Source organism: Pseudomonas sp. PS02290 (assembly GCF_029960075.1).
Classification (GTDB): domain Bacteria; phylum Pseudomonadota; class Gammaproteobacteria; order Pseudomonadales; family Pseudomonadaceae; genus Aquipseudomonas.
Genome location: NZ_JASCOY010000004.1, coordinates 160,610 through 182,945, shown reverse-complemented (window position 1 = coordinate 182,945; position 22,336 = coordinate 160,610). Strand labels below are relative to the sequence as shown.

Genomic DNA, 22,336 nt, shown 5'->3' with positions numbered 1-22,336 from the left:
TGGCATTTGTTCCTTCAGCCGGCCTAATGGGGCCTCACTTTGATGGAAAAACTGTAGGCAAAATGATCGCGGGCTTGCCCGGCGACAAGCTTGTAGTAAAAGGCAATATTGCATTCATCGGGGGTCGTCTGATCGGCGAACTTGATCTGATAGATAAACTTGGAAAAAAAACCGGTGACTTCGATCGGACTGAAGTTGTGCCTCCAGGTAAAGTTTTAGTTATCGGCACTGAGCCGCGTAGCTACGACGGAAGGTACTGGGGATTCCTGGATCAGAAATTAATTATCGGCAGGGTAGGGCCAATCATCTGATGATCAAGCTCTTTGCAGTGCGTATGCATACGCGTAAAGGATCTGAACAATGAAACTCAGGATGGCCGTTGTGCTGGGAGCTGTGATCTTCGCCAACGTCAACGTTCAGGCGAGCGAAGAACCAACTCGATTCATTGAGCGGAAGTCAGAAGGCTGGTTCTTTTACAAGGATCCCAAAGAACTTCCTCCCCCACCGCCGGTAATTATTGCCCCTCTAAAGCCTGCGGATACAGCAAAAAAACCGCAGGCAAAGGATCAACAGGAGCCATTTTCCGTCTCTTGGCTACGTGAAAACATGCCGAAATTACTGGATGCGGCTATCGATAATCCCTCGAAAGAAAACGTTGAGGCGTACATGTACGCCCAACGCGTGGCCATGGATAAATCCCAGCGCTATGCGGAAATGACCACTCGTGTTGTAGCGGCAGATCCGTTTCTCGATGAAAACAATCGAGTTCCTATCGCAACATACACAAAGCCATTCTTTCTGCGAAACGCTCAAGCAGGAATATCAGACGCCCTCAAGCATGTTGCGAAAGTTGGTGGGTTGTGGGTTTTTTTCGATTCGAAATGCAGTTTCTGCCAACCCCAAGTCAACACTGTGCAAGAGATTGCCAAGCAGTATGGGTTTGTAACCAAGTTTATCTCAATGGATGGCAAGACACTACCAAATGTTCCTGAATTTGTTCCAAATAGTGGACAAGCTAGCATTCTTAATCTGCGCATCACCCCAACAACTGTTCTAGTCGTACCACCAAATAACTACTTCATCGTATCGCAAGGAATGATGGCGCAAGATCAGCTTGCTGAACGAATTATTGCAGCAGCGGATAGTAACGATCTGCTCCCAAAAGATATCGCGTTGAAGATCCATACTTATGATCGTGGCGTCTTAACGAACGAAGATACGAAGCAGGGCGCTAGCGATGATCCGAAACAATGGGTTCAGTACCTGAAAAATAAACTGCAAGGGCGTTATGAAGGAGATAGCAATCATGCACAGTAAATTTAAGCGCTTTATTGCGGGATTAGTGACTACGGTCATGATTACCGGATCGCTCCCTGCGTCGGCTGGGTTGCAAGATGCTCTTGACGGTATGTTCATGTCTAACAGCACCGCACCTGGCGGCTTTGCAAGTCAGAGTCGAGGTGGATTCGTAGCCGGTGGTGCTGCATTACGCAGCCCGGTACGAAACATCAACTTGGTGGCCTTTGACCCTCCGAGGTTGTCAGCTGGTTGCGGCGGAATCGACCTTTTCGGCGGATCTTTCTCCTTCATCAACGCTGATCAGTTGGTAGCGCTGTTTCGTCAAATCGCAGCCAACGCTGTCGGAGTGGCGTTTAAAGCTGCTATTGACGCCATTAACCCGGCACTAGGAAAGTTGATGCAGGACTTCCAGAATAAACTGCAAGCCCTCAATCAGATGATGAAGAACACCTGCGCGGTGGCAAACTCAATCGTCAAATCCTTTACCGATCCCTCTGCCCGAAAGGAAATGGCCGACACCGCTTCGACTGCGGCGCAGACAGCCAAAGGGGCCTTCTCTGACCTGTTCTCAGGTTTCACCGATTTGTTCAGCTCCCCAAACACGAACAACGATAAATCAACCAACGACGGGAGCTGCGAAGAGTGCGGCAACCCTGTTTGGAAAGCTCTGACTGACACGAGCGCAGGCCAGTACCTGGGCAACCCTGATACAGGGGAAGCCAACGCTAATCGCGCAAACGAAATAGTGATGAGTATGATCGGCGCAGTCATCATGACAAGCCCTGATAGCGGAGGAGGAAACAACCCTGACGGCTCGCCAAAAGTGAAGGTCGGACAAATTTTCAGCCCTACATTGACTCTGATGAACTTTAAGAATGGGTCCAACGGCAACAGTACCCCGCTGAAAATTCTCCATTGCAACAATGGCTATGATCGCAACAAGTGTACTTCTATAGACCCGAACAGCGCTCTGAGTTTCGATGGGACACTTGGCTATACTAATAAAATGCTTTTTGGTTACCCTCAGGGCCCTACGAACGGCACCACGTCCGACTCTATCGTAGGCAAGCTGACCTATTGCCAGGCCGGATCGTGCGGGTTTACGGCAGCTCAGATAGGTTTTATTAATGCCATTCAAACGCCAGTCCTGGCGCTCATAAAACAAGTACAACAGTCTCCAGGTGCGATTCAGTCAATTGCTGAGCAACTTGCACCCCTTATCGCAAACGAACTCGCTGTTAAATATGGTGAAGCTGCTATTTATGCAGCAAATCAGTCTTTTAATGGTGTTCGGGGTATGAAGCCCGATTTTGTTGACCCTAACATACGAAAACTTACTCTGGAATTAGCTGAAATCAGAGCCGAGCATGAAAAGTTGCAACCGAAAATTGTTGCCGCAAAGGAACTTGTGAAGATCATCCTTTCTAGCAACCCGGCTGTGTTCGTCAAACCCGGTCGCATTTAACAAAGGTAGCTGGATATGGATTTTTCGATCTACGTACTGGGCGATGTGAGTACGTTCTACTCCACGATTAACGGCGTGGCAATGATATTCAAATCTACCGGATTCATGACCGGTGTGTATTTGGTTGGTGGCTTTGTCGCTTTGATTTCCGGCATTATGTTTATGATCCAGAAGGGCGGGGGAGAGCAGTTCATTCCAGCAAATGGACCTATTGGTGGTCTATTCGGGTTTGGTATGGTGGTCGCGTGCTGTTCGATTCAGACATCAGTAACCATTCAAGATATTTACACGGGAAACGTTGCGAAGGTTGATCATGTTCCACTGATCATCACTGCTCCGGCCAGTTTGTTTACTACCGCTTCCTACAGCATGTTCGAGAAGATTAATACCGCTTTCCAAAGTACAAGCGGTAGCTATATGGGTGTGAGTCAAAATGGTTTCATTACACCAATGAAACTTCTCATGACATTGCGTAAAGGTGTAGAGAACGTTGATCCTTATCTGGTGGCTAGTCTTAAACAGTTCATGATTGATTGTGTCCCAGGATCCACCACCTTTAACATGAATGACTTTCAGGCCAGCCCGGACATGGTCAATTATGCCTTATCTTTTGCCCGACCAAACGGACTCACAACTTACTGGGACAATCTGAACTCTTTAGGCAAATCCATGGCGTGTCAGGATGCCAGCGCCAAGATCAATGCTGTAGTTGCAGCATTTCCCGCAAGCGCCAACCTTAAGAAGCTGGTCAATGCCGGTATGAAGGATAAAAACCCGATGGGGGGGGCCTATACGCAGGCAAACATAGAAGAAGCAATTACCAATCTTGTTCCTACTTTATGGTCGGCAGCCCAAAGCTCTGATCAGTTCATGACAAATGCACTGTTCTTTAACTCGGTTTGGGGCACCTATAATTGCCTCGATAGTGTTCAGGACCAGAATAGCTTTAACCTCTGCATGGTTTCTTTGACCCAGCAAGATGAGCAGTTCCGTTCTGACGCGGTCGCATCTGGCAGTTTCTTCGCCAAGCTAATGATGCCGACCATGATCTTCCTGCAACTTTTGTTCTTCGGATTTGCGCCGATAGTAATCATCTACGGCTTATTTAAAGGCGCCGGCGCCCTGATGGCATATGTCAAATACCTTGGATTCGGTATTTGGACGTCTTCTTGGCTTCCATTTTCGGCGGTTATTCAGATGTATATTCAGAATGACGTCGCCGATAAGATGGCTCAGTTCACTGAGAAGGGCCTGGTCCCAAGCAATCTTCAAGCCGTCTACTACGACGTTCTGGCAACACGGCTTGGTATTGCGTCGGACATGCTCGCTGCCACCCCATTGATTTCTGCAGCCATGCTCGGGGTTACTGGTTACGGGATGGTATCCCTGGCGAGCCGCTGGTCTGGCCGCGATCACAACGATGAGAAGCTTCAATCCCCTGACATTTTGAAAAACGGTGCTCACGTTGATGTCTCATCGCGCAATCAATACGGTGCCGAATACAAGGGCTCGCAAAAGTCTGGTTTGGCGCAGGCAGATGCGACCTGGAACAAGGCAGAACTTAAACAGACGCTTGGGACCTCGACACAAAGCGCCTTGGGCGAGGATCACACCAAGCGCTCCGAATCGGCATCCGCTATGGAAGCCAGTATGCGCCAGGTCATGTCCTACAAATCAGGAAACAGCTGGTCAAACTCACAAATGCAGTCGTTGGAACAGTCTCACTCCGCAATGACTCAACAAGCCATGAAAATGGGCGACAAAATCGCCGATTCTCTTGGCATGACGGGAAGTCAGCGGGAGTCTTTCAAACAAAACTTCAACGCTGAAGTAGGCTTCAGCGGGATTTTCGGTGGTGTCAAAGCAGGCGTCGCGTCCGCCACCGGCAAAGAGCTATCGAAGGACCAGGCAACGAAAATAAACTCTGAGTTTGGTACCGAACTTTCAAAAAACGAAAGCGATATGAAAGGGTGGAAAGCAGCAGCCTCCTCAGCGTTTGCTCAGTCTACTGGCAAAGAAGCAGCAACAGAAAATGGCTTGAGTCGCCGGCTCAGTTCGACCAGTGCCGATACCCAGTCGTCTTTCCAACGTTTCCAAAAAGCAACTACCGCAGAATCCAGTGTGAGTGCGGGCGCCCAGATCAGCGAGGACACTACAGGGGGTAACCTACTCCGTTCCCCCGAAGCAATGCAGGCGCTCAATTCCGCAATTTCGAACCTGACAGACTCACAACGCGACGCTTTCAACAAGAAATTCCCAGAACTCGAAACTCGTTACGGCCAGCGTTCTATCGGTATGGAAGGTAAGCGCGAGGCAGCCCAACTTTGGGCCTTGCGGTCGGTGGATAACACCGCATTCGCCGGTGTTGTTTCAGCCATGCAAAGTGGGTCAATTAGTGGCCCTTCCGACGGCAATGCCGAACGTGCGCAAGGCGTCGGAAATCGTGCCATGCAGGTGTCAAACAATCCTGGTGGCAATGTCGCCAATGCTGACATCGGTATGCCTTCCACTAACGTTCCGGGTGTAAGCGCTGATCAGGTTGGGCCAACAGGCGCACCTCAGCAGCAAACCCTCGATAGTCTTTCGCGAGGTCTCGACCCGTGGGACAACGGCGGGCTCCGAGAAACATTCGCCAACTCACAACTGCCCGGCGGGATGTTGCAGGGCCAGGAGAAAATCCGCGACGGCAAACGCAGAGTAGAAAATGGTAGCACTTCGATCTCTGTCGAGGACATGACTAACACTATGTCCTCTACACCAATAGTCAATACCGCGACAGCGGTCGGCACCAAAGAACAGCAATGGGAGGCTGAAAATCCCAATGCAGCTATTGCAGCAAACCTTGCGACGTTCGCTATCCCAGGATTGGGCTGGGGTGGGGCAGCGGCACGTGGCGCCATGTTCGCAAGAGCCGGAGCAGGTGCTTACAAGGCAGAGCAAGCATTGCGAGCCGCAGAAGCGGGTGTCGAGGTCGCTCATGCAGGTAGAGCGGTTAATGCCGCCGGGCATGAGATCCCAGCATTACTTCGCTCACAAGGACAGGCAACTCGCGTGGTAAACGCGGAACATGTCAAGGAGGCAGGGGAGGCAGCAGAAGCAGCAGGCAAGGCCCTATCAGTCGCTGGCCGTGAAGCGCGCAGTGCTACCAACCTAGCTGCCAAAACATCTGTTGAGCCGGGCTTTATGATAGCTGCTGACCACCTGGCTGATTCCCACAGAGAATCCGGCGGAGCCTTGGACGCTCAGATGGAACCAGGTTCCGCAGTGCATTCGATGCGTCAAGAGTCCAATCATGACATCTCGCAACCGCTGATGATGCCTATGGCACAGCCAGTCCACTCTGATCCGTTGAGTCCACTTGGCGGGCACTCCGGGGATTTGCGAACAGTAGGGGGAGGTTCTAGCGACAGCGCATTCGGTGATGGCCTTATGGGGGCGACAGGGCCTGACACGGGCCCCCAGTTCGGCTCCAATGATGGGCAACGCATTGGTCCACACGTAAATTATAATTCTGCTCCGGATGATGACGCCGGCAGCTCTGCGGCTGTACCAGGAAGTAGTGCAGATACCAAGGACTCTGGTCCGGGTGTCCGCGGTTCGCGATAATCAAGGAGGCAGAAAAAAGCCCTGCATCGATTGCAGGGCTTTTTTTTGGATTGAACAGGTGTAAACCTGATTGAGAATTGGATCGGTGTCAGCAGCTACCGTCAACGATTCTGGATGACCTTGCTCACCATGCCGTTTGCAAGCTGGATGTACATGTTGTTATCGCCCTGAACGTCATCCGGCGTGATCACGTACCGCCCCCCAATCGCCATGGATGGCGTGGCATCTACTCCGTAAGTCAACAGCTTAGCAAACGCACTCTCAAGTCGATCTGGCGTAATGTTTGCCCATGCTTTCTCAAATCCTTGAACCTTCGCCGCAGCCACGGCCTTCGCCCATGTTTGAGGATTTTCCATTTCCATCCCTCCCTCGTGGATCTGAGCGTAAGCTGCTGACATAAATGCCGGTAGGCGAGCAGGATCGGCATCCTGAACTGCGTAGAAGGCCCGTGCAGCCATGTAGTTTCCTTTGTCAGGTACAGCTACTGGAATGAACTCGGCGCTCCAGCCCGATGGCATAGTTTGCGACCACCGCGTCAGCAGCTGGTCATACGACGCACACACAGGGCAGCTGAACGAAAAGAACACGAGAACCTTTCGAGCGTCCTTACTTTGCAAAGTCACCTCCCTATACGGCAGCGATGGCGCCTGCACTTGCTCCTGAGCTATCGAGTAAAGTGGCGTCAGCAGCGTCGTAACCACGGCCATCCGAGCGATAAACTTCTTCATCCAATTTTTCCTTTGTGATGAGCTCTTGCTCAATGACCAAATCAAAAAGTGATTCCTGATGACGCTCACTGCGCCAGATTTGAACTGCCGACTGGACCATTCGGTATGGCAGAACCCTTCGCGACGCGAGTACATATAGAAAATCTACAGCGCCCTCTGTGTAGCCCATCGCTTTGACGACTTGATCCTGTGAAACCAAACCTTGATCGACCAGAATTTGCCCGATCTTTCGGACCTTACCCTCAAGCATCAGGGTCAATTGAATCTCAGCAGCCTTATTCGCATCGGAGAAGCTGATCAACCCTTGCTCGAGCAAAACATCACCTATTCGTCGGACAGAAGGAGCCACCGAGTCATCCTTGATTAGTCGCTGCACGAGCTCCAGAGTGGTGACTCCAGCAGATACCATTCGAATCCCGGCTTGTCCTAAGGTGTCGAATTGGGGCTGACGTATAGCAGCGTTGAGAATCTCCATTTCGCCACCGCCGCTAAGAATTGCAGCACGCACATGTTTATCCGATTTGATCATTTCGATAATCGGTCGCTTGCCAGAGAACGATTCTTTACCCGTCGCTCGAGGCACTTTCCCATTGATAAGCGGCAAGCCGTTGGACTTCAGCCAGTGAGTCTCAAAGTCCGTTACTTCGGTCCATTCATGCTGAACATCGGTTTTCAACGTTTGAGCCAGGCGCTGAGCAATAACTCCCAACAGAGAGGATGCCAATGTCTGGCGGTCGACCCCCAAATCAATGAGCCTTGGAATGGCCTGCGCAGCGTTGTTTGTGTGCAATGTAGCCAACACAAGGTGACCCGTGTTCGCAGCCTGCATTGCAATCTCTGCTGTCTCAGCATCGCGAATTTCGCCAACCAAGATCACATCAGGATCTTGCCGAAGAAGTGACCGAAGCCCCTTGGCGAAGGTGATAAAAGGCGTAACGTTGACTTGGACAAAATCCGGGATGACGTACTCGACAGGGTTCTCAAGGGTGGTGATGTTCAACGTCCCATCATTGAGTTCATTAAGAGCGGCATACAAAGTTGTGGTTTTACCTGAACCGGTCGGACCAGTTACCAAAATGATGCCCTGAGGTTCTTTGAGCATTTCTAAAAAATGGTGCTTCACAAGCATCGGCATGTGAATGTGATCCATCGACATGCTGGCATTCGACTGGTCAAGTAAACGACAAACGATTTTTTGTCCTCCCTGGCTCGGAAGAACGCTCACCCGGACATCAATCACACATTCCGGATAGCGCAGTGACATCCGTCCATCGATTGGTGCATGACGCTGCGAAAGGTCCATGCTGGCACGAGCGCGTATTTTGTCATCAAGCATCCGCCCCACAGCAGAATCGACTGTTTCAACGAGTTTCATCTGTCCATCAATTCGCATCTTGATCACAACATGGTTGTTAACCCAGTGCATATGTATATCCGGCGATTTTATTTGTGCCGCCGTTTTAAAAAGTTTATTCAAATAATCAGCACCAGCTTTATCGTGCTGGCCACTCCAGATGAACAATGGTGGTTCATTCGTCATTCTAACCTCCTTACGCCAGACTAGGCTTTACAGTTCAGTGTTGGGCCATAAAATAAGCGCGCAATGAAACTCTGAGTTGCCGCATCAGCGTCCAGGCTCCATGAAAGAAGATCAATTCGAGTTTCGGTACTGAGGTAGTACCGTCCCGCCCACCTCACCCCTTCAAAAGCGATACGAACAGGCAACGCCCCCCTTTCAACCCGCTCACAGGGGGATTCGGGTGCAATGGTGTAAAGAATCCACCCCGCTAACATTAACGAAAAAAAACCACTTAACATCTGCTTCATATCGAGCATCCATTTTTCATAACTTTTTCTATATATATACGCTGACTTTTGACGTGAGGGCTGTTATATGCACCTACGGCTTTCCAGGTAGGACCATACATCACAATATTATTTGCAAGTATCCACGCTGCGACGTTAACGCTAATGCAGGAATTCTTCAGTTGCTCCTCACCAATTCCATAGGTCGTCAGTTTTGGAAGCCACCAAGAATTGATCTGCATGTATCCAATGTCCCTTGATCCATCAGAGTTGGATGTATTAACGACGTCGGGCTTTCCGGAGGGATTCTCCGTAGCCCTGATGCAGCGAAGCAGTTTTTCGCTGATTTTGTAGCGTGCAGCCGCCTCAGCGAAGCAGGTCGCACCAGCGCTGACTGGCGCGATCACCAAGGCAGCAAGCAATGCCAAGAGGTATAGTTTTTTCATGCCGCAAAGAATACATTACGCGTACCAATAAACAAGGTGTATCAATACATGTTATCAAGGAATCGATGGGCAGCATTCTGGGCGATCCCTATGGTCCTCGCATGCCCCTTTGCAACGGCAACAGAACCGGCCGACACCGGCAGTTCATCTTCAGCTTCTGAATACTTCGAATCCGTGCAACCGACCACAGATATCGGCTCCGATATCTCCAGCGCCATGAAGGGTCTGCTATCGAATGCACGCGGAGGTGGCGAGGTCCTACGCGCATGGGCGGCCTGGAAAAATGGAGACAAGCAGGCCCTCCCAAAGATCTTTGAGCTTGCCAAAGCCGGTAACGGTAGAGCACAAAATATCGTCGGCTATCTGCTCGATCGGGGGGAAGGTGTGCGCCAAGACAGCTCAGCGGCAGCTGCATACTTTTCCGCAGCGAGTGCAAGCTTTCCGCTTGCCAGGTACAACCTGGGTGTCCTGACGCTACTAGGCCGCGGCGTGGTTAAAAACGAAGGGGAGGCCATGCAGATGTTCGAGGACGCAGTTAAAAATGCGGGCGTCGATCTGGCGGCCGTTAGACTGTCCATGTATCACCTTAAACGAGGCGACCAGGATCAGGCATGGAAGTGGGCAAACGAAGGCGCAAACAGAGGAAATGTTACTGCCTATTACCTTCTTGGTAGAATTTCCTATGAGCGACAGCAGTTTTCGGAAGCCTTCGGCTGGCTTTCTAAGGCAGCGCAAGCTAGCGAGCCTAATGCTCCAGCAATACTGTCGGCTATGTACAGAAATGGTCAGGGGATGGATCAAAACTTGAAGATGGCTGCCTCATGGTGGTTGATATACGCAGGTCTCAACCGAAATAAAGCAGGCTTGAATGCAGGAGGTTTGGGGGCGTTTGGTCTGACCCCCAAAGAAGAAAATGAATCGCGGCATTTCGCAACCAACTGGCTTGCCTCCCATGACAGCATGATAAGGCCAAATTACGAAGCTACCATTCTGCAAGCGAATCGGTCGGATTAACCTCGCGAACAGGTCCACAGAACGAAGCTAAATCCGAGAAGGGCGGCTAGAGGCCAGGAAATAAGCACCAATTTCCAATCAGCACGGGATGGCCAACAATGCAGCCAGTGGGGGGCAAAAGACAGCCAAACCAGCAAATCCCAATACTGGACAAGCTTGGGACCAGCATTCAACCGCCATGCAGCCAAACCGAAAATGATAGGTAAGGCGAGCAGAGGCGCCGTTGCAGTGAGCCAGGCATTCAACCAGTTCAGGCTCACAAATCCGACTGAGCCTAGGATCAACCTCCCACCCTCCGCCCGGGGGATCAAAGAGAAGGATGTTGGACGAGCCAAGGTCACAAGCCCAACCAGAAAGTGGAGGGTTTCATGAGCAACAACACCCGAGAAATGCAATGCCTTGACCGGCAGCCATCGGCGTCGCTCGATCAAGAGAAGCGAAGCGATGAGAACGGACGGCGCCACATAGCGTACCGGATCGCTAAGCACCCAATGGCAAATCCAATTATCTAACACAACCACCCCGCAAAAACGATACTGATAGATTTGGTAAGATACACGCGTGTAGTATACGTACGCGTTATGTATAGCTATATTCCAGGAGTCTTCATGCCCAAGCAAATCCCTTTCCAACGCCTCTTGGCCGCCGGCCTTTTCGCAACGATCGTTTGTATTTCTGCCACAGCAAAAGCTGATCAGGCGAAGGAAATTCTATTTGCGGCGATAAAGCAGGGTCAGGCATCCGCAGAACTTACAGGCGAACAGGCCGACGCCTGGAAGAAAAAAACAGGTTCAAGCGAACCGATTCGCGTGGTGGCAAAAGTGTTGAGCCGCTTCAAGCAGCCAGAATGCGCTCGGTTGGGGGTGACGATGACACAGGCAAAGGTCCCTAAGAAGGAGGGTGGTACAGGCCCCCTTGAGGTTGGCTGGGGGATGAATCTTTGCACGGACGGTATGCCTCCAGCCGAATCGGTTGACTGGTCCAAAGCTCCTCAGCCCGAAGTAAAAATAAACAAGGTACCTGGGCAATGAAACCGACTTGGAAATTAATTTCAACCGTAACCGCAGTTGCCCTCTCCCTGTCCTTGTGCCAAGTCCATGCCGACCCACATTCGGATGGACTGGAGCTTGGGAAAAACAACTTGAATAAGTTGTCATCAAAGGTCAGTAACTCCAACGCCCAGACTATGCCTCATTACACCAACAAACCACCACAGTCTCAAAATTTTGGATCTTCGGATCTGTTCGGGGTGGGTGTCTCTCGTATTAACACTTGTAAAACAGAGGCTCACGGACCTGATCAGATAGCGAACCAAGAGTGCGACGCAGTAAACTTTTTGGCCAAAAACCCAGAGCAAAGAGTGAAATTTCCTCTTGACCCTAAAGATCCCATCATTAGCGGTATCGGCGAAACGATTAATAACGCAAACGGTGGATCGGCAACCGAGGCTTGCGGAACCAAGACGACTACTACGCCAGACATTTATTCTACAGAGGTATGTAACGAGTACAACCTATCTGAGATGAAGTCTTGCTCAATGGGCCAAGTTGTAAATGTAGATGCTAAAGCAAACTTTCAATGCAATATTACAAAAAATCGCCTTGAGCAAGTCTCATGTGACGCATGGCTTACAGTAGCATGTCAACCTCCTGTTGCTGGTTGCTCTGGTGGTGGCATCAAAACCGGATCAGCCAGTTTAAGTAACGGCAGCTACACATATAAACTTGTCGGTGACGACCTTACGATTATCAATGACGTTACTGCAATTAACAATATTACATCTGCCGACTTCAATTTCACGATCGAAGGCCTCGACCGCGTAACAGACTTCTTCATTAACTCTATCCACTCAGACAACTACGTTGGTGTTTCTGTGAATGGTCACTTCGTCGGCGTTCATGCACGAATCTTTAGTGGATGGAATCCTTCGGCAGATAGGCTAGTACAAGATTTTAACTATTCTCCTCCGCACGCTCGGTGGGGTCCTAACCCAGGCGACCATTATCAAGCAGAAATCGGTGGAAACTTGCTCACAGCCGTAAACGCTGACTTAAAACCCTACCTTCGAGAAGGTCAAAACGTCATAACTGTGAACGTTTTGAACGGTAAAGGCCCAGGATACGGAAAGGTATACATTACTGCACACCAACTCTGCCCACCTCCATGCGTTGAAACGTGGACCAATCAATGTGAAAGCTACCAGCAAAGGTTGTAATGAAATGATAAATTTTGTGCAACACTCATCAAAGCATTCACAACTCCGATATTTCTTGATGCTCGTAGTGTCACTGTTCTGCATAGTGCTTTCTGCTCATGCTGCTGCCGGCGATTGCAGAGTGATATCTCAAAGCTGCATCGAAGGCGCTGAGACCCGGAATATCGCTGGCAATATGATTTACAAGGCATGCTGGAGATTTCGGTCTCAATATGAATGTTTGAAACCTGACTCAGTCAACTATTGCGAAGCCATCTCTAAGGTTGCCGGTTGCTGGCAAACATCCACTTCATGCGTTGCAACATCATGGAATGGAGTTTGCCTGACAGAGCAGCGAACATATCGTTGCGACAACCCAGCGACACCTACTCCTACTAACACTGTGAAGCTTGACGGCACATACACAATCATTAAAGACGAGCTCGATCAATCTCAGTGCGAGCCGCAAGCTAAAAATCCATTGTGTTATTTAGCCGCTCATACTTGCGTAGAGCCTGCCGAAACCCGAGTTATCAATGGGCTGCCAGTGTATAAATCATGCTGGAAATATAAAGATGATTACTCATGCATTAATCCTAACAAACAGAACGACTGTCAGCAATTTATTGACAAGGGCTGTAAAAAAATTGAAGAACAGTGTCTCGAAAGCACCGATCCAATTGGTTGCGTAATGAAGCAAGTAACTTATAGCTGCATTACTCAGAAAGGCACTACAACTACTACAGAGGATTGCAGCACCAAAACTTCATGCTACCAGGGCGTTTGCTGGGACACGGGCTACCCAAGCGACACTGATTTTGCTAAAGCTGTAGCTGCACAAGAAGCAGCAAGGGAAGCTGGCATCTATGGTTCAAACGGAAACCTTTTTGATGGTGTGGCGGAAAGCTGTGCGAAAGGCTATGGAGGGATTAAAAACTGCTGCGTGAAGAGCGGTGGCGCCCAAAACAATAGCTCTATCATGGGGACCGTCGCTGGTGCAGTAGGGATGGGCGCAGTGCAATATGGCGCTAAATACATGTACGATTTCGCTTACGATAACTCAGCTTGGATTCAAAGTGGTTCAAAGGCTTTTGGTTTGGAGCACGCAGCAGGGGCGGACTTTCAAATCGGGATTTATGGTTTGACCTACACATTCGGCGCAGTACCGGCAACTGGTTTGCTCGGCGGCCCTGTTTATGGTCTTGGAGGCGGATTTTATTTCGACCCTTACAGTTTCGCCATTGCGGTAGCTATTCAGGTAGTTATGGAATTGCGATCTTGTGAACCTGAGGAGCAAAAACTCGGCATGCACCGAGGGGCAAACCTTTGCCATTTCGTAGGCAGCTACTGCTCTAAAAAGACGATGGGAGCTTGCCTTGAAACTACGGAGTCTTATTGCTGCTACAACTCGAAACTTGCGAAGATTATTAATGAGCAAGGCAAACCCCAAATCGGCAAGGGCTGGGGCACCCCGGAGAAACCAAGTTGCGGCGGCTTCACCGTTGACGAGTTCCAAAGGGTTGACTTCTCAAAACTAGATCTTTCTGAGTTCACAGCAGATATTATGGCCGCCACGGTGCTGCCAAGCGTTGATAAACTACAGAGCGATGTCACCAAGATGATGGATGGTAAAAAATCAAACTGAGTTAGCCTTCCAAACGCCTCATTGAGGCGTTTTTTTTATGCAAAAAAAAACCGGCCAAAAGGCCGGTTGATCAAGCGTTGTTGTGAACTGTTAAAGACAAAGTATTTCGGAAAAAAGATTCCATTCGCTTTGCTTAACTTTAAATATACCGACTAGTCCACTCGACTCAAAAGCATATGTATGCTCTGGAACCAACTGCTTAATGTTTTCGGCATGAATCGCACCCACAGTCAAAGTAAAACCTTGATCCATGTAATTTACTTGCGGTTCGAACGATTCGCCTGTAACTGGTTGCAAATCATAAAACTCTTCAACTTCGTAGTCCTTTAAAATACCTATATTGCCGTGTTCGCTTTTTATTTGATATGTAATGGCTTTACCGCTGCTGCCTACGCACAACACTGAAGCATTTGCGAAAATGAAGGGATTATTTGTGTAAAGCGGTTGCCCGCCGATCAACCTGTTCATGATGTGCCCTGCTTGGATTTCTGAGTACAGGGGGATGCATCACACGCGCTTGTAATCGGCGGCCAGTCGATATCGGTTGATCATATCGAATTATACAAGCGTGTCATTCATAACGGTTTGTAAGGCAAATGTGAGAAATCGCCTTTGTACAACTGCTAATGCAAATGATCAACGGTCATTACCGAACCCCATTACCAAGAGCGAGTAACTTTATGAAACGTTTCATGGCGATTGCTTTGATTACCACTACCGCCGTCATGGGTGGCTGCACCAGCAGCATGACAAGTCGCGATTACACGGAAGCTACTGCCGGTAAAAAGATGAAAGTAGAGCTTGGCGTGGTTGAATCGATTCGCGAAGTCAAAATAAATGGCAAACCAAGTCCTCTCGGCGGTATCGCTGGGGGCGCACTAGGCGCAATTGCAGGCAGTAACGGCGGTGGCGGCCTTGGCCAATTAGCGGTGATGGTCGTAGTGGGCGCTGTAGGAGCGGCTGTAGGCACCATCGCTGACAAAAAGCTTCATGACTCAGAGGGCATCGAGATCACAGTTAAATTGGCAGACAACGACCTTCAAGCGGTAACGCAAGTGAAGGATTCAAACGAACCATTCGTAAAAGGCGAGAATGTACGAGTAATCACCGATATAAACGGATCGTCGCGTGTATCTCACTGATCAGAACCCACCAAACCCCAGGCTTCCATTGCCTGGGGTTTTTTTGTGCCCATCAACACGCAGCGCGGTCAGATTTAAAACCAACACTGGTTGTCTTATTGCTACGCGTGAAATAACATTTCACTCATCACATTAGCGAATTTTCAGCATGATGAATGAAGACATCGGCAGGCTATCCAGGTTGGGGTTTTCCTCACTCCCTGAGTGCCTCCTCACTGTGCCGAAGGGTTTTCGCGACTACCACGACCCGATCGAGGTTTTGCCCTTACCAAATAGCGGTGAGCTCCACTACCTTGCGTTGACGCTCACTGAGCGCACTATTTTCACGCGTGACGGGAAGGTGATTAATGAGCTCAAGGGCGCATTTCGTGCTGTCCTTCGTGCGGTCGATGCCCGCGGAGACCGAGTTCAAATCAACGTGATTGGAAAATCCGCTATCGAAAGCTGGATGGATCCGGATCTTGGTGCAGTGGTGAATCTCCACGGGGAGCTTAAGACCTACGATGGTCGCCTGTGTTTAACGAATCCGATTCTTGTCGCACCTGAAGAAATTGGCAGGGTAGTTCCTATTTATCAGGGTAGAACTAACCAGGTAAGTGCTGAACTGCTCACCGAAAGCATTGGGAGAGCGCTCCCACACATCAACGAAGCTGCATGCCTGCTCCTCGAGCAGGCACTGATGCATGAAGATGATTTCACGAAATTCACTGGCATTTCTGACCCAGCAACCCTGTTACGGACTCTGCACACACCGCTGTCTGTACGTGAAGGGCTGGAGGCGATTGAATTAGCCAAAACACTTTCAGTGAAAGCGCTGGTCAACAAGGTTATCGCCAATCGATCAAAGCCGGCGGTGAAAGGTTCGCTGTTGCGCATTGATCGTGAGCAGGTCGCCGACCTCATTCACAGGGCGCCCTTCGAACCCACATCCGACCAACTCCGCGCTATTGACGAAATCGTGGCAGACCTACGCTCTCCTTTCCCCATGGAGCGGATCCTGTCGGGAGATGTTGGAACGGGTAAGTCTTTCACGTTTATGGTTCCGGCAGCAGCATGTCACCTGGCCGGAGCACGAGTCGCGATTATTGCGCCAAGCCAAATTCTTGTTGATCAGCTTGCAAGCGAGCTTGCTGCACTATTCTTCGAAATACCTGTCAAAAAATACACGAGCAAGACCAAGGTAGATATCTCGACTGGAGTCATTGTTGGGACCACGGCAGTTCTCTCGGCCGCAAAGAAGGAGGGCGTTGTTTTCGACCTGGTTATAGCTGATGAACAGCATAAATTCTCTGTGACCCAGAGGAAGAAACTGCTGGCCCCGCATACCAATTTTCTTGAAGCGACGGCGACTGCTATTCCACGCACGGTGGCTTTGGTGAAACTTGGAGGCATGCCCATCTCGATTCTCACTCAGGCCCCGGTAGAAAGAAAAATCATTTCACGAATCATCACAGTCAAAGCCCGGGAAAAGTTGAACGACTTCGTGATGGAAATCATAAACGGGGGAGGCCAGGCGGCGTTTATTTACCCAGTGGTCAATGGAGACGCTGACGCTTCACGTCACTCCGTTGAAGCCGCCTACGAGCGTTTTCGCCGCGTCTTGGGTGACAGCGTTGGAATGATCCACGGTGGCCTTTCTGAAGAAGAAAAATCAAATACCATGCGCTTGATGAAGGAAAACCGTATCAAGCTGCTTGTTGCTTCGACTGTCATTGAGGTAGGGGTTACCTTTCCTAACCTTCGTTTGGCAGTGGCCGTGAACGCTGAAAACTTTGGTGTTTCTCAGCTACACCAACTACGTGGACGGCTCGCCCGCAAAGGCGGAAAAGGGTATTTCGTCATGTACCTGACTAAGCCGATCCAACAGCCTGCCTCGGACCGCTTGAGGCTTCTGTCTACCTGCTCGGATGGGTTCCGTCTGGCTGAGATGGATGCTGAGGCCCGCGGTTTTGGCAATCTGGATATCGACGGGGATAGGCAATCAGGATCTGCTAGGATGCTTTTCTGGGGTGTTACCCTTGGAAGGTCGGAAATTGAACAGGGCGCAATGGACGCCGGGCTCATTCCGGCGAAGCAATAAAAGGGGAATAGCTTGGGCGCCAAATCAACACCACTGGCTATCAAGGTAGCCATTTATGAGCGGCTTTTATCGGGTCAAATGTCTCGAGAAATCGGTCGTTCGTATGTGCTCAGCCAACCAACCGTTTTAAAGTACGCGAACGATGCTGTTGATGAGTTGCGGCGTATTCGCTCCGTGGAGGCGTCGCCTGTGCTGCTCGGGTTTCTGAGTCGGAAACTCAAAACGCAGTGCTTCCAGTACCCAGACGACGAAGAAGTTCGGTCGCTGATGGCGCCTATTCTCGAGCCATACCTCGCCCGAGCAGAGTCAATTAATTTTGCGGGTCGAGAAAGTGCAGACCAACCTCTCTCCACACGGGTGAGCAGGTCGACTGAAGAAGAATTTCTGCAAATCGTCTCATCGTTGGCCGACGGGCAGCGCCCGGGTATTACACCATCAGCTTTGCTCAGAGAGCTCGTCGAGAATTTCGTCGCGCTACACCGATCCAATCAGCCCGCCTTGAATCCAGCCTCCACCCCGATTCCGCATGTTGTGCAATCAAGCATACCGGCCGTAGACACTGAGGCATTGCTTGCAGACGTGATGGACGCCGTTCGTATTCAGTTTGCACAGCACGGCTTAGCACCAAAACCAAACTGAAAATCCGTTTCTAACCCCGTGTCACACATCCCTTCGTGTAAGGCATTCGCATCCTGGATGCTGCAATTTTCAACGAAGGGAGATTCACCATGGGTCATTTCGAAGCATTGCCGTCCGCGTCAAAATTCTCAATGCGCCATCTGTACTTGTATACCCATATGCTCATCGCGGAAGCGAACAGGGCGGGACGGAAAGTACGCATAGTTTGGGCTCACATCAGCACAGCTTCAATTGGCCCCGACTCAACCACTCCTGGTGGCTTGGTCATGAAGCTTCCGAAGATGGCTTCATTGGGGTCAGAGGAAGACGTTGTACTGATCGATGGACTGATCTCTCACGAGATCATTTGCCACGGACTGCATACCGACTTTTCTGTACCAATGAAACCTGGCATCGCCGGCGACTTGTTCAACATTCTGGAGGACCCACGTGGCGAGCTCTTAGGTAAGTCCAAATATCCTGGAGCCAACCAAAAGATTCACGCAGCAATTCGCATTTTGAAGGCTAAAGGTGTGTTTCGTGGGCCTGAATTGGCGCAGGAAACGCCGCCGTCGATTCTGGCCAGCTGGCTTGTCACCGAGCTACGCAGTGAGCTGCTCAATCAGGACTGCCTGACGGAGTTCGCAAAAGCGTACAGGGCCCTCGCAGTCGACACCTTCGGGGCCGACCTTGTTGGCCAGGTAAAGCAAATAGCACTCGATGGTTGTCACGCGGGAAGTTCACAAGGTGCCTGTGATGCAGCAGACCGTATAGTCGCTTTGCTGAAATTTGCAAAAGACAATTCACCTGATAAGCCCAAGTCCAGCGACAATGGCAATGGCAATGGCAATGGCAATGGAGAGCCTCAGCCATCCAAGGAGAATTTGAGCAGCACGATCGATCAGGTCTTGAACGCATCGTCGAACGAATTGGGACCGTTCGGTAAAGGCCTCGAAGAGGTCCTCAGCGCGAACAACAATGCACTATCGAAATCGGGAGGAGGGTATCAACCCGATAACGCAAATGAAATGCAGGAGTTACGCCAGTCGAAGACGGGAGGCTCTATTCAGAACCGCGCACACCTTCGAGCAGGAGCTCAAAAGACCGCTGCGATGTTGTCCTTGACGTTTGAGGACATGATCGAAACGGTCACCAAAAGCGAAACTCGACGCACAACCGAAGGCAAACTCAACACCCGAGCTTTGTGGCGGTATCCCCTCGGCGAGGAGAAGCTCTTCACCAAAACGGCGGAAGGCGAGTCAATTGACACGTGCTTCTATCTGCTCGGTGACGAAAGCTCTTCTATGGCCAGTAAATTCGGGCCAGTCCCAGCCCAACCTGATGAAGACAAACGAATCACCGCTCATGAGGCCTGCAAGCGCGTATCCGTTGCAGTAGGGGAAGTGCTGAACAACCTCTCGATACCGGTGGGCATAGCCACTTACAACAACGTCGTTAGGGAGTGGCATGGGTTTGAAGAAAATTGGGCAACCACGCTGCAACGGTTTGCTCCAACTCCGGAAAATGGGACCAGCACTCACCTTGCGGTGGTATGGGCTCTGAAGAAACTGATCGATCGGCCTGAGGCCCGGAAGATCTTGATTGTGGCAACCGATGGCGATCCAGGTAATAGCGAAACTCTGAACGCGGCTATTGCAGAATCATCCGCCCTCGGAATCGAGGTTCGCTTTGTTCTGATCGGTGACCGATATAAGAGCCAGTACGCACGTGCCGGCTTAAACCATGGGGTTGCTCTCAACGAAAACGAGCTGGCAAAGGCGGTGTTCGAAGCGCTAAAACAGGCAGTAGCCTAGTCCTAAACTCTCCACACACCGAGTTCCTAAGGGAGCTCGGTTTTTTTTTGCATTTCTCTTCAATTCTCATCCCATGTGAAGCATTTCCCTGTACCAGGCCTTCGCAAGAGGCCCCAACCTGTCTATATGGGGATTACCATGGAAAACGTCGCTCAGTTCGCTCCTGTGAATGTCGAATTTGAAACAAAAACTGCGAAAGAAGTTTTTGGAACCACGTCGCCGTTCTTCGAAAACATGCAAATAAAAGTCTTCCCCGCTACGCCGCATACACCAGTAGTAGGGCATTTCAAATTCAAAGAAAGCAGCCTTACTCGGTTGATGCTTTGGGCCGCGGCAGCAAATCTTCCCGCTGGCTATTTTGGCGCAGAGATGAAACGCAACATGTATACGTTCGGTCCATCCGGGTGCGGTAAGACCAAACTAGTCGAAGCTTTTGCTTCGCGAACCGGACGCCCTATCTTCAGGGAGCAGTGTTCGAAAGAAACCACCCTGTCTGACCTTTTCGGTAGTTGGAAGCTTTGCGGTAAGGATCAAGGCATGAAATGGGTATATGGAAAGGTTTGCCAATGGGCAAAGACACCAAATGCGATACTGCTATTGGATGAGTGGGATCAGGTTCCAGCTGACGTCGCTATGGGTCTTAACGGTGTTCTGGATGGCGCTCCGATCCATCTGGACCAAACAGATGAAATCATCAAAATTGCTCCCGGCTGCATGATCATGGCCACAGGTAACACGAATGGCCGCGGCTCAGCGGGGGGACAAGGTGGGAGCGCTGCAATTTATAAAGGTACGCAAAAGATGAACTTTGCGAATCAGGACCGCTTCAACGTCATGTTCGAGACGTACCTGACTGAGCAGGATGAAATCGATCTGCTCGTAAAGGAGACGAATGCAAGCCCGTTAGCAGCAAAAGCAATGGCAAGTCTTGCAGCAAAAATTCGAGCCAATTTTATTGGCTTGAATGAAGACGCTGGCGCCGGCGGTATGGCTTTCCAGTTCACAATCACAACCCGCAACGTCCTTAACTGGTCAATGAACTTCAAGCTACTCACGGGGTTTGGGAAAAAACCAGAAGATGCGTACGTCGAAGCACTTAAAATGACGGTACTCGATTTTGCATCGAAGGACGAAGCATCGGCAATTCTCGGAACTTGGTCGTCCATCATGGGCACTCCCAGCAATCAATAACGCTTCACCCCACCCCGGCTTTGCCGGGGTTTTTTTTGTCTTCAAGTTATGGGTAGCTGTGCGCCATCTCCTGTCACTAGGTCTTCGCAAGAGACCTGCATTTCAGTGAAATTCAGGAGAAACATATGAGCACAATCCAATCCAATACCGACGTCAGCGTTCAGATCCTTCAGGATGTCGTGTTGTTCGACTGCATCATCGGTGGGAGCACTGGCGAGAAGACGGTTGAGGCTGATGACTTCATTCGTGAAGTCGGTAAAACATTGCCTAGTGGCACTTTTGCTTGGGTCAATAAATACCGAGCTGAAGCCAAACGCGAGATCCTGAAGGTGGGGGTTTCTCGGCGAGTTAACAATCGTGTGCGGGGGTATTTCGTACCCACGGCGCACGCTCAAGGCCTAGCCTTGGTGCTAAAGCAAATCAAAGATAAATACTTGGCAGAGAAGAAGAAATTCTTGGCTGAACTACCAGGTAAAGTCGAAGAGTGGGCCAAAGCGCCAGAGAATGCCGGTGTTACAAAGGCCGGCGGGAAAACTCGGGCAGAACTGATTCGTCTGCATGCTCCTCAACAAGGAGCTCTCGAAAAGATGCTGACTTTCGACGTCTCAGCTATTCGTATCAATGACACCAGCTACTTTGGTGAAGATGATGCGCTTCAGAAGGAGGTCAAGGGCCTGGTTGGTCAAGCTGCTTTTGAGATCTCCGAGGACGTACGTAGATCCTGGTCGGGACCGACAAAGGGCAACACAACATCTCGCGTTTTGGGGCTGGTGCGACGTGTCCAGGATAAGGCAGAAGCAATGAGTGTGCTTTCGAGCAAGTTCGGGAATCTGGCCAAGTTGTGTGGTGACGTTCTGGCCGCTGTACCAACAGGCCAGAGCATCGAAGGTGTCGCCTTCATTCAAGTATCCAGCTTGCTACAGTTCTGCATGGATCCGGAAAAAATCATTGGCGATCAAGCCACTGAATTTGATCCGCTCGAAGTCACTGATCAGAGCGCTACAACTGAAACTGAAAATAACACGAACGTCATTCACGGAGGGCCTCAACCTGCGAATCCGGCGACGGGAAACTCAGCACCAAAAACGCCCGACACCGAAACAGGGGTATCCATCGTTCCTCCACTCCCAACTGATCGCGAGGCACATACCAACATCTTCACCGATGACAAGCATGACGCCGTAGCCCTCGAGCCTGCTGCTCCGGTCTCTGAACCGGAACATCAGGAACCTGTCCAGCCGTTCATTTTCTAACCCACAAAAAAGCCCCGATCCGTATGGACCGGGGC

The 22,336-nt window shown here is 50.4% G+C and carries 19 protein-coding genes; 14 read left to right on the top strand and 5 right to left on the bottom strand.

Features of this window, described 5'->3' with window-relative positions:
* The 4 genes from QMX88_RS04400 to QMX88_RS04385 form a co-directional block, all read left to right on the top strand.
* Nucleotides 1-311: S26 family signal peptidase (locus QMX88_RS04400; protein WP_282366700.1), on the top strand; the 311-nt coding region annotated here is incomplete at its 5' end.
* A gap of 49 nt (nucleotides 312-360) precedes the next feature.
* On the top strand, nucleotides 361-1,317 hold the full coding sequence (gene traF / locus QMX88_RS04395) for a conjugal transfer protein TraF (protein ID WP_230691864.1): 957 nt from the start codon (nucleotides 361-363) through the stop codon (nucleotides 1,315-1,317).
* Nucleotides 1,307-2,764: a conjugal transfer protein TraH gene (locus tag QMX88_RS04390; RefSeq protein WP_230691865.1), complete on the top strand. Its 1,458-nt coding sequence runs from the start codon at nucleotides 1,307-1,309 to the stop codon at nucleotides 2,762-2,764. The genes traF and QMX88_RS04390 overlap by 11 nt, the downstream gene beginning before the upstream one ends.
* 15 nt (nucleotides 2,765-2,779) lie before the next feature.
* Nucleotides 2,780-6,370, top strand: a complete 3,591-nt coding sequence (locus QMX88_RS04385) for a conjugal transfer protein TraG N-terminal domain-containing protein (protein ID WP_282366696.1) — start codon at nucleotides 2,780-2,782, stop codon at nucleotides 6,368-6,370.
* A gap of 101 nt (nucleotides 6,371-6,471) precedes the next feature.
* On the opposite strand, the gene QMX88_RS04380 is transcribed toward QMX88_RS04385, so the two are convergent.
* The 4 genes from QMX88_RS04380 to QMX88_RS04365 are packed head-to-tail and all read right to left on the bottom strand — an operon-like array spanning nucleotide 6,472 to nucleotide 9,350.
* Entirely contained in the window at nucleotides 6,472-7,098 is a 627-nt protein-coding gene (locus tag QMX88_RS04380) for a thioredoxin domain-containing protein (RefSeq protein WP_230691866.1), read from the bottom strand.
* Nucleotides 6,998-8,638: a GspE/PulE family protein gene (locus QMX88_RS04375; RefSeq protein ID WP_282366693.1), complete on the bottom strand. Its 1,641-nt coding sequence runs from the start codon at nucleotides 8,636-8,638 to the stop codon at nucleotides 6,998-7,000. The genes QMX88_RS04380 and QMX88_RS04375 overlap by 101 nt, the downstream gene beginning before the upstream one ends.
* 20 nt (nucleotides 8,639-8,658) lie before the next feature.
* Complete coding sequence (locus tag QMX88_RS04370) at nucleotides 8,659-8,925, bottom strand: hypothetical protein (RefSeq protein WP_230691868.1); 267 nt, start codon at nucleotides 8,923-8,925, stop codon at nucleotides 8,659-8,661.
* Nucleotides 8,922-9,350: a lytic transglycosylase domain-containing protein gene (locus QMX88_RS04365; RefSeq protein ID WP_230691869.1), complete on the bottom strand. Its 429-nt coding sequence runs from the start codon at nucleotides 9,348-9,350 to the stop codon at nucleotides 8,922-8,924. Before QMX88_RS04365 ends, QMX88_RS04370 begins: the two co-directional genes overlap by 4 nt.
* A 48-nt stretch (nucleotides 9,351-9,398) precedes the next feature.
* On the opposite strand from QMX88_RS04365, the gene QMX88_RS04360 reads away from it, so the two are divergent.
* The 4 genes from QMX88_RS04360 (at nucleotide 9,399) to QMX88_RS04345 (ending at nucleotide 14,203) form a co-directional block, all read left to right on the top strand.
* Nucleotides 9,399-10,364, top strand: coding sequence for a tetratricopeptide repeat protein (locus QMX88_RS04360; RefSeq protein WP_282366690.1), 966 nt, complete (start codon nucleotides 9,399-9,401; stop codon nucleotides 10,362-10,364).
* Nucleotides 10,365-10,972: 608 nt separating this feature from the next.
* Entirely contained in the window at nucleotides 10,973-11,395 is a 423-nt protein-coding gene (locus QMX88_RS04355; RefSeq protein WP_230691871.1) for a hypothetical protein, read from the top strand.
* Complete coding sequence (locus tag QMX88_RS04350) at nucleotides 11,392-12,579, top strand: hypothetical protein (RefSeq protein WP_282366688.1); 1,188 nt, start codon at nucleotides 11,392-11,394, stop codon at nucleotides 12,577-12,579. The genes QMX88_RS04355 and QMX88_RS04350 overlap by 4 nt, the downstream gene beginning before the upstream one ends.
* Nucleotides 12,554-14,203 (top strand): conjugal transfer protein TraN, encoded by a 1,650-nt coding sequence (locus QMX88_RS04345; RefSeq protein WP_282366686.1) that lies wholly within the window; start codon nucleotides 12,554-12,556, stop codon nucleotides 14,201-14,203. Before QMX88_RS04350 ends, QMX88_RS04345 begins: the two co-directional genes overlap by 26 nt.
* A gap of 90 nt (nucleotides 14,204-14,293) precedes the next feature.
* Here the strand turns inward: QMX88_RS04345 and QMX88_RS04340 are convergent, their stop codons facing one another.
* On the bottom strand, nucleotides 14,294-14,671 hold the full coding sequence (locus QMX88_RS04340; RefSeq protein WP_282366685.1) for a hypothetical protein: 378 nt from the start codon (nucleotides 14,669-14,671) through the stop codon (nucleotides 14,294-14,296).
* 212 nt (nucleotides 14,672-14,883) lie between these two features.
* On the opposite strand from QMX88_RS04340, the gene QMX88_RS04335 reads away from it, so the two are divergent.
* From QMX88_RS04335 to QMX88_RS04310, 6 genes are all read left to right on the top strand, one after another.
* Complete coding sequence (locus QMX88_RS04335; protein ID WP_282366683.1) at nucleotides 14,884-15,345, top strand: hypothetical protein; 462 nt, start codon at nucleotides 14,884-14,886, stop codon at nucleotides 15,343-15,345.
* A 148-nt stretch (nucleotides 15,346-15,493) separates the two neighbouring features.
* Entirely contained in the window at nucleotides 15,494-17,425 is a 1,932-nt protein-coding gene (locus QMX88_RS04330) for a helicase-related protein (protein WP_282366681.1), read from the top strand.
* Nucleotides 17,426-17,437: 12 nt separating this feature from the next.
* Entirely contained in the window at nucleotides 17,438-18,064 is a 627-nt protein-coding gene (locus QMX88_RS04325; protein ID WP_230691878.1) for a hypothetical protein, read from the top strand.
* Nucleotides 18,065-18,153: 89 nt separating this feature from the next.
* On the top strand, nucleotides 18,154-19,857 hold the full coding sequence (locus QMX88_RS04320; protein ID WP_282366678.1) for a hypothetical protein: 1,704 nt from the start codon (nucleotides 18,154-18,156) through the stop codon (nucleotides 19,855-19,857).
* Between the two features lie 138 nt (nucleotides 19,858-19,995).
* On the top strand, nucleotides 19,996-21,048 hold the full coding sequence (locus QMX88_RS04315) for an AAA family ATPase (protein WP_230691880.1): 1,053 nt from the start codon (nucleotides 19,996-19,998) through the stop codon (nucleotides 21,046-21,048).
* Nucleotides 21,049-21,173: 125 nt separating this feature from the next.
* Complete coding sequence (locus tag QMX88_RS04310) at nucleotides 21,174-22,301, top strand: DUF3150 domain-containing protein (protein ID WP_230691881.1); 1,128 nt, start codon at nucleotides 21,174-21,176, stop codon at nucleotides 22,299-22,301.
* Nucleotides 22,302-22,336 lie beyond the last annotated feature (35 nt).

Excerpts from the sequence above, each read along its gene's own strand:
- traF (WP_230691864.1), top strand. The coding sequence starts at position 361 with ATGAAACTCAGGATGGCCGTTGTGCTGGGAGCTGTGATCTTCGCCAAC.
- QMX88_RS04390 (WP_230691865.1), top strand. The coding sequence starts at position 1,307 with ATGCACAGTAAATTTAAGCGCTTTATTGCGGGATTAGTGACTACGGTC.
- QMX88_RS04385 (WP_282366696.1), top strand. The coding sequence starts at position 2,780 with ATGGATTTTTCGATCTACGTACTGGGCGATGTGAGTACGTTCTACTCC.
- QMX88_RS04380 (WP_230691866.1), bottom strand. The coding sequence starts at position 7,098 with ATGAAGAAGTTTATCGCTCGGATGGCCGTGGTTACGACGCTGCTGACG.
- QMX88_RS04375 (WP_282366693.1), bottom strand. The coding sequence starts at position 8,638 with ATGACGAATGAACCACCATTGTTCATCTGGAGTGGCCAGCACGATAAA.
- QMX88_RS04370 (WP_230691868.1), bottom strand. The coding sequence starts at position 8,925 with ATGAAGCAGATGTTAAGTGGTTTTTTTTCGTTAATGTTAGCGGGGTGG.
- QMX88_RS04365 (WP_230691869.1), bottom strand. The coding sequence starts at position 9,350 with ATGAAAAAACTATACCTCTTGGCATTGCTTGCTGCCTTGGTGATCGCG.
- QMX88_RS04360 (WP_282366690.1), top strand. The coding sequence starts at position 9,399 with ATGTTATCAAGGAATCGATGGGCAGCATTCTGGGCGATCCCTATGGTC.
- QMX88_RS04355 (WP_230691871.1), top strand. The coding sequence starts at position 10,973 with ATGCCCAAGCAAATCCCTTTCCAACGCCTCTTGGCCGCCGGCCTTTTC.
- QMX88_RS04350 (WP_282366688.1), top strand. The coding sequence starts at position 11,392 with ATGAAACCGACTTGGAAATTAATTTCAACCGTAACCGCAGTTGCCCTC.
- QMX88_RS04340 (WP_282366685.1), bottom strand. The coding sequence starts at position 14,671 with ATGAACAGGTTGATCGGCGGGCAACCGCTTTACACAAATAATCCCTTC.
- QMX88_RS04335 (WP_282366683.1), top strand. The coding sequence starts at position 14,884 with ATGAAACGTTTCATGGCGATTGCTTTGATTACCACTACCGCCGTCATG.
- QMX88_RS04330 (WP_282366681.1), top strand. The coding sequence starts at position 15,494 with ATGATGAATGAAGACATCGGCAGGCTATCCAGGTTGGGGTTTTCCTCA.
- QMX88_RS04320 (WP_282366678.1), top strand. The coding sequence starts at position 18,154 with ATGGGTCATTTCGAAGCATTGCCGTCCGCGTCAAAATTCTCAATGCGC.
- QMX88_RS04315 (WP_230691880.1), top strand. The coding sequence starts at position 19,996 with ATGGAAAACGTCGCTCAGTTCGCTCCTGTGAATGTCGAATTTGAAACA.
- QMX88_RS04310 (WP_230691881.1), top strand. The coding sequence starts at position 21,174 with ATGAGCACAATCCAATCCAATACCGACGTCAGCGTTCAGATCCTTCAG.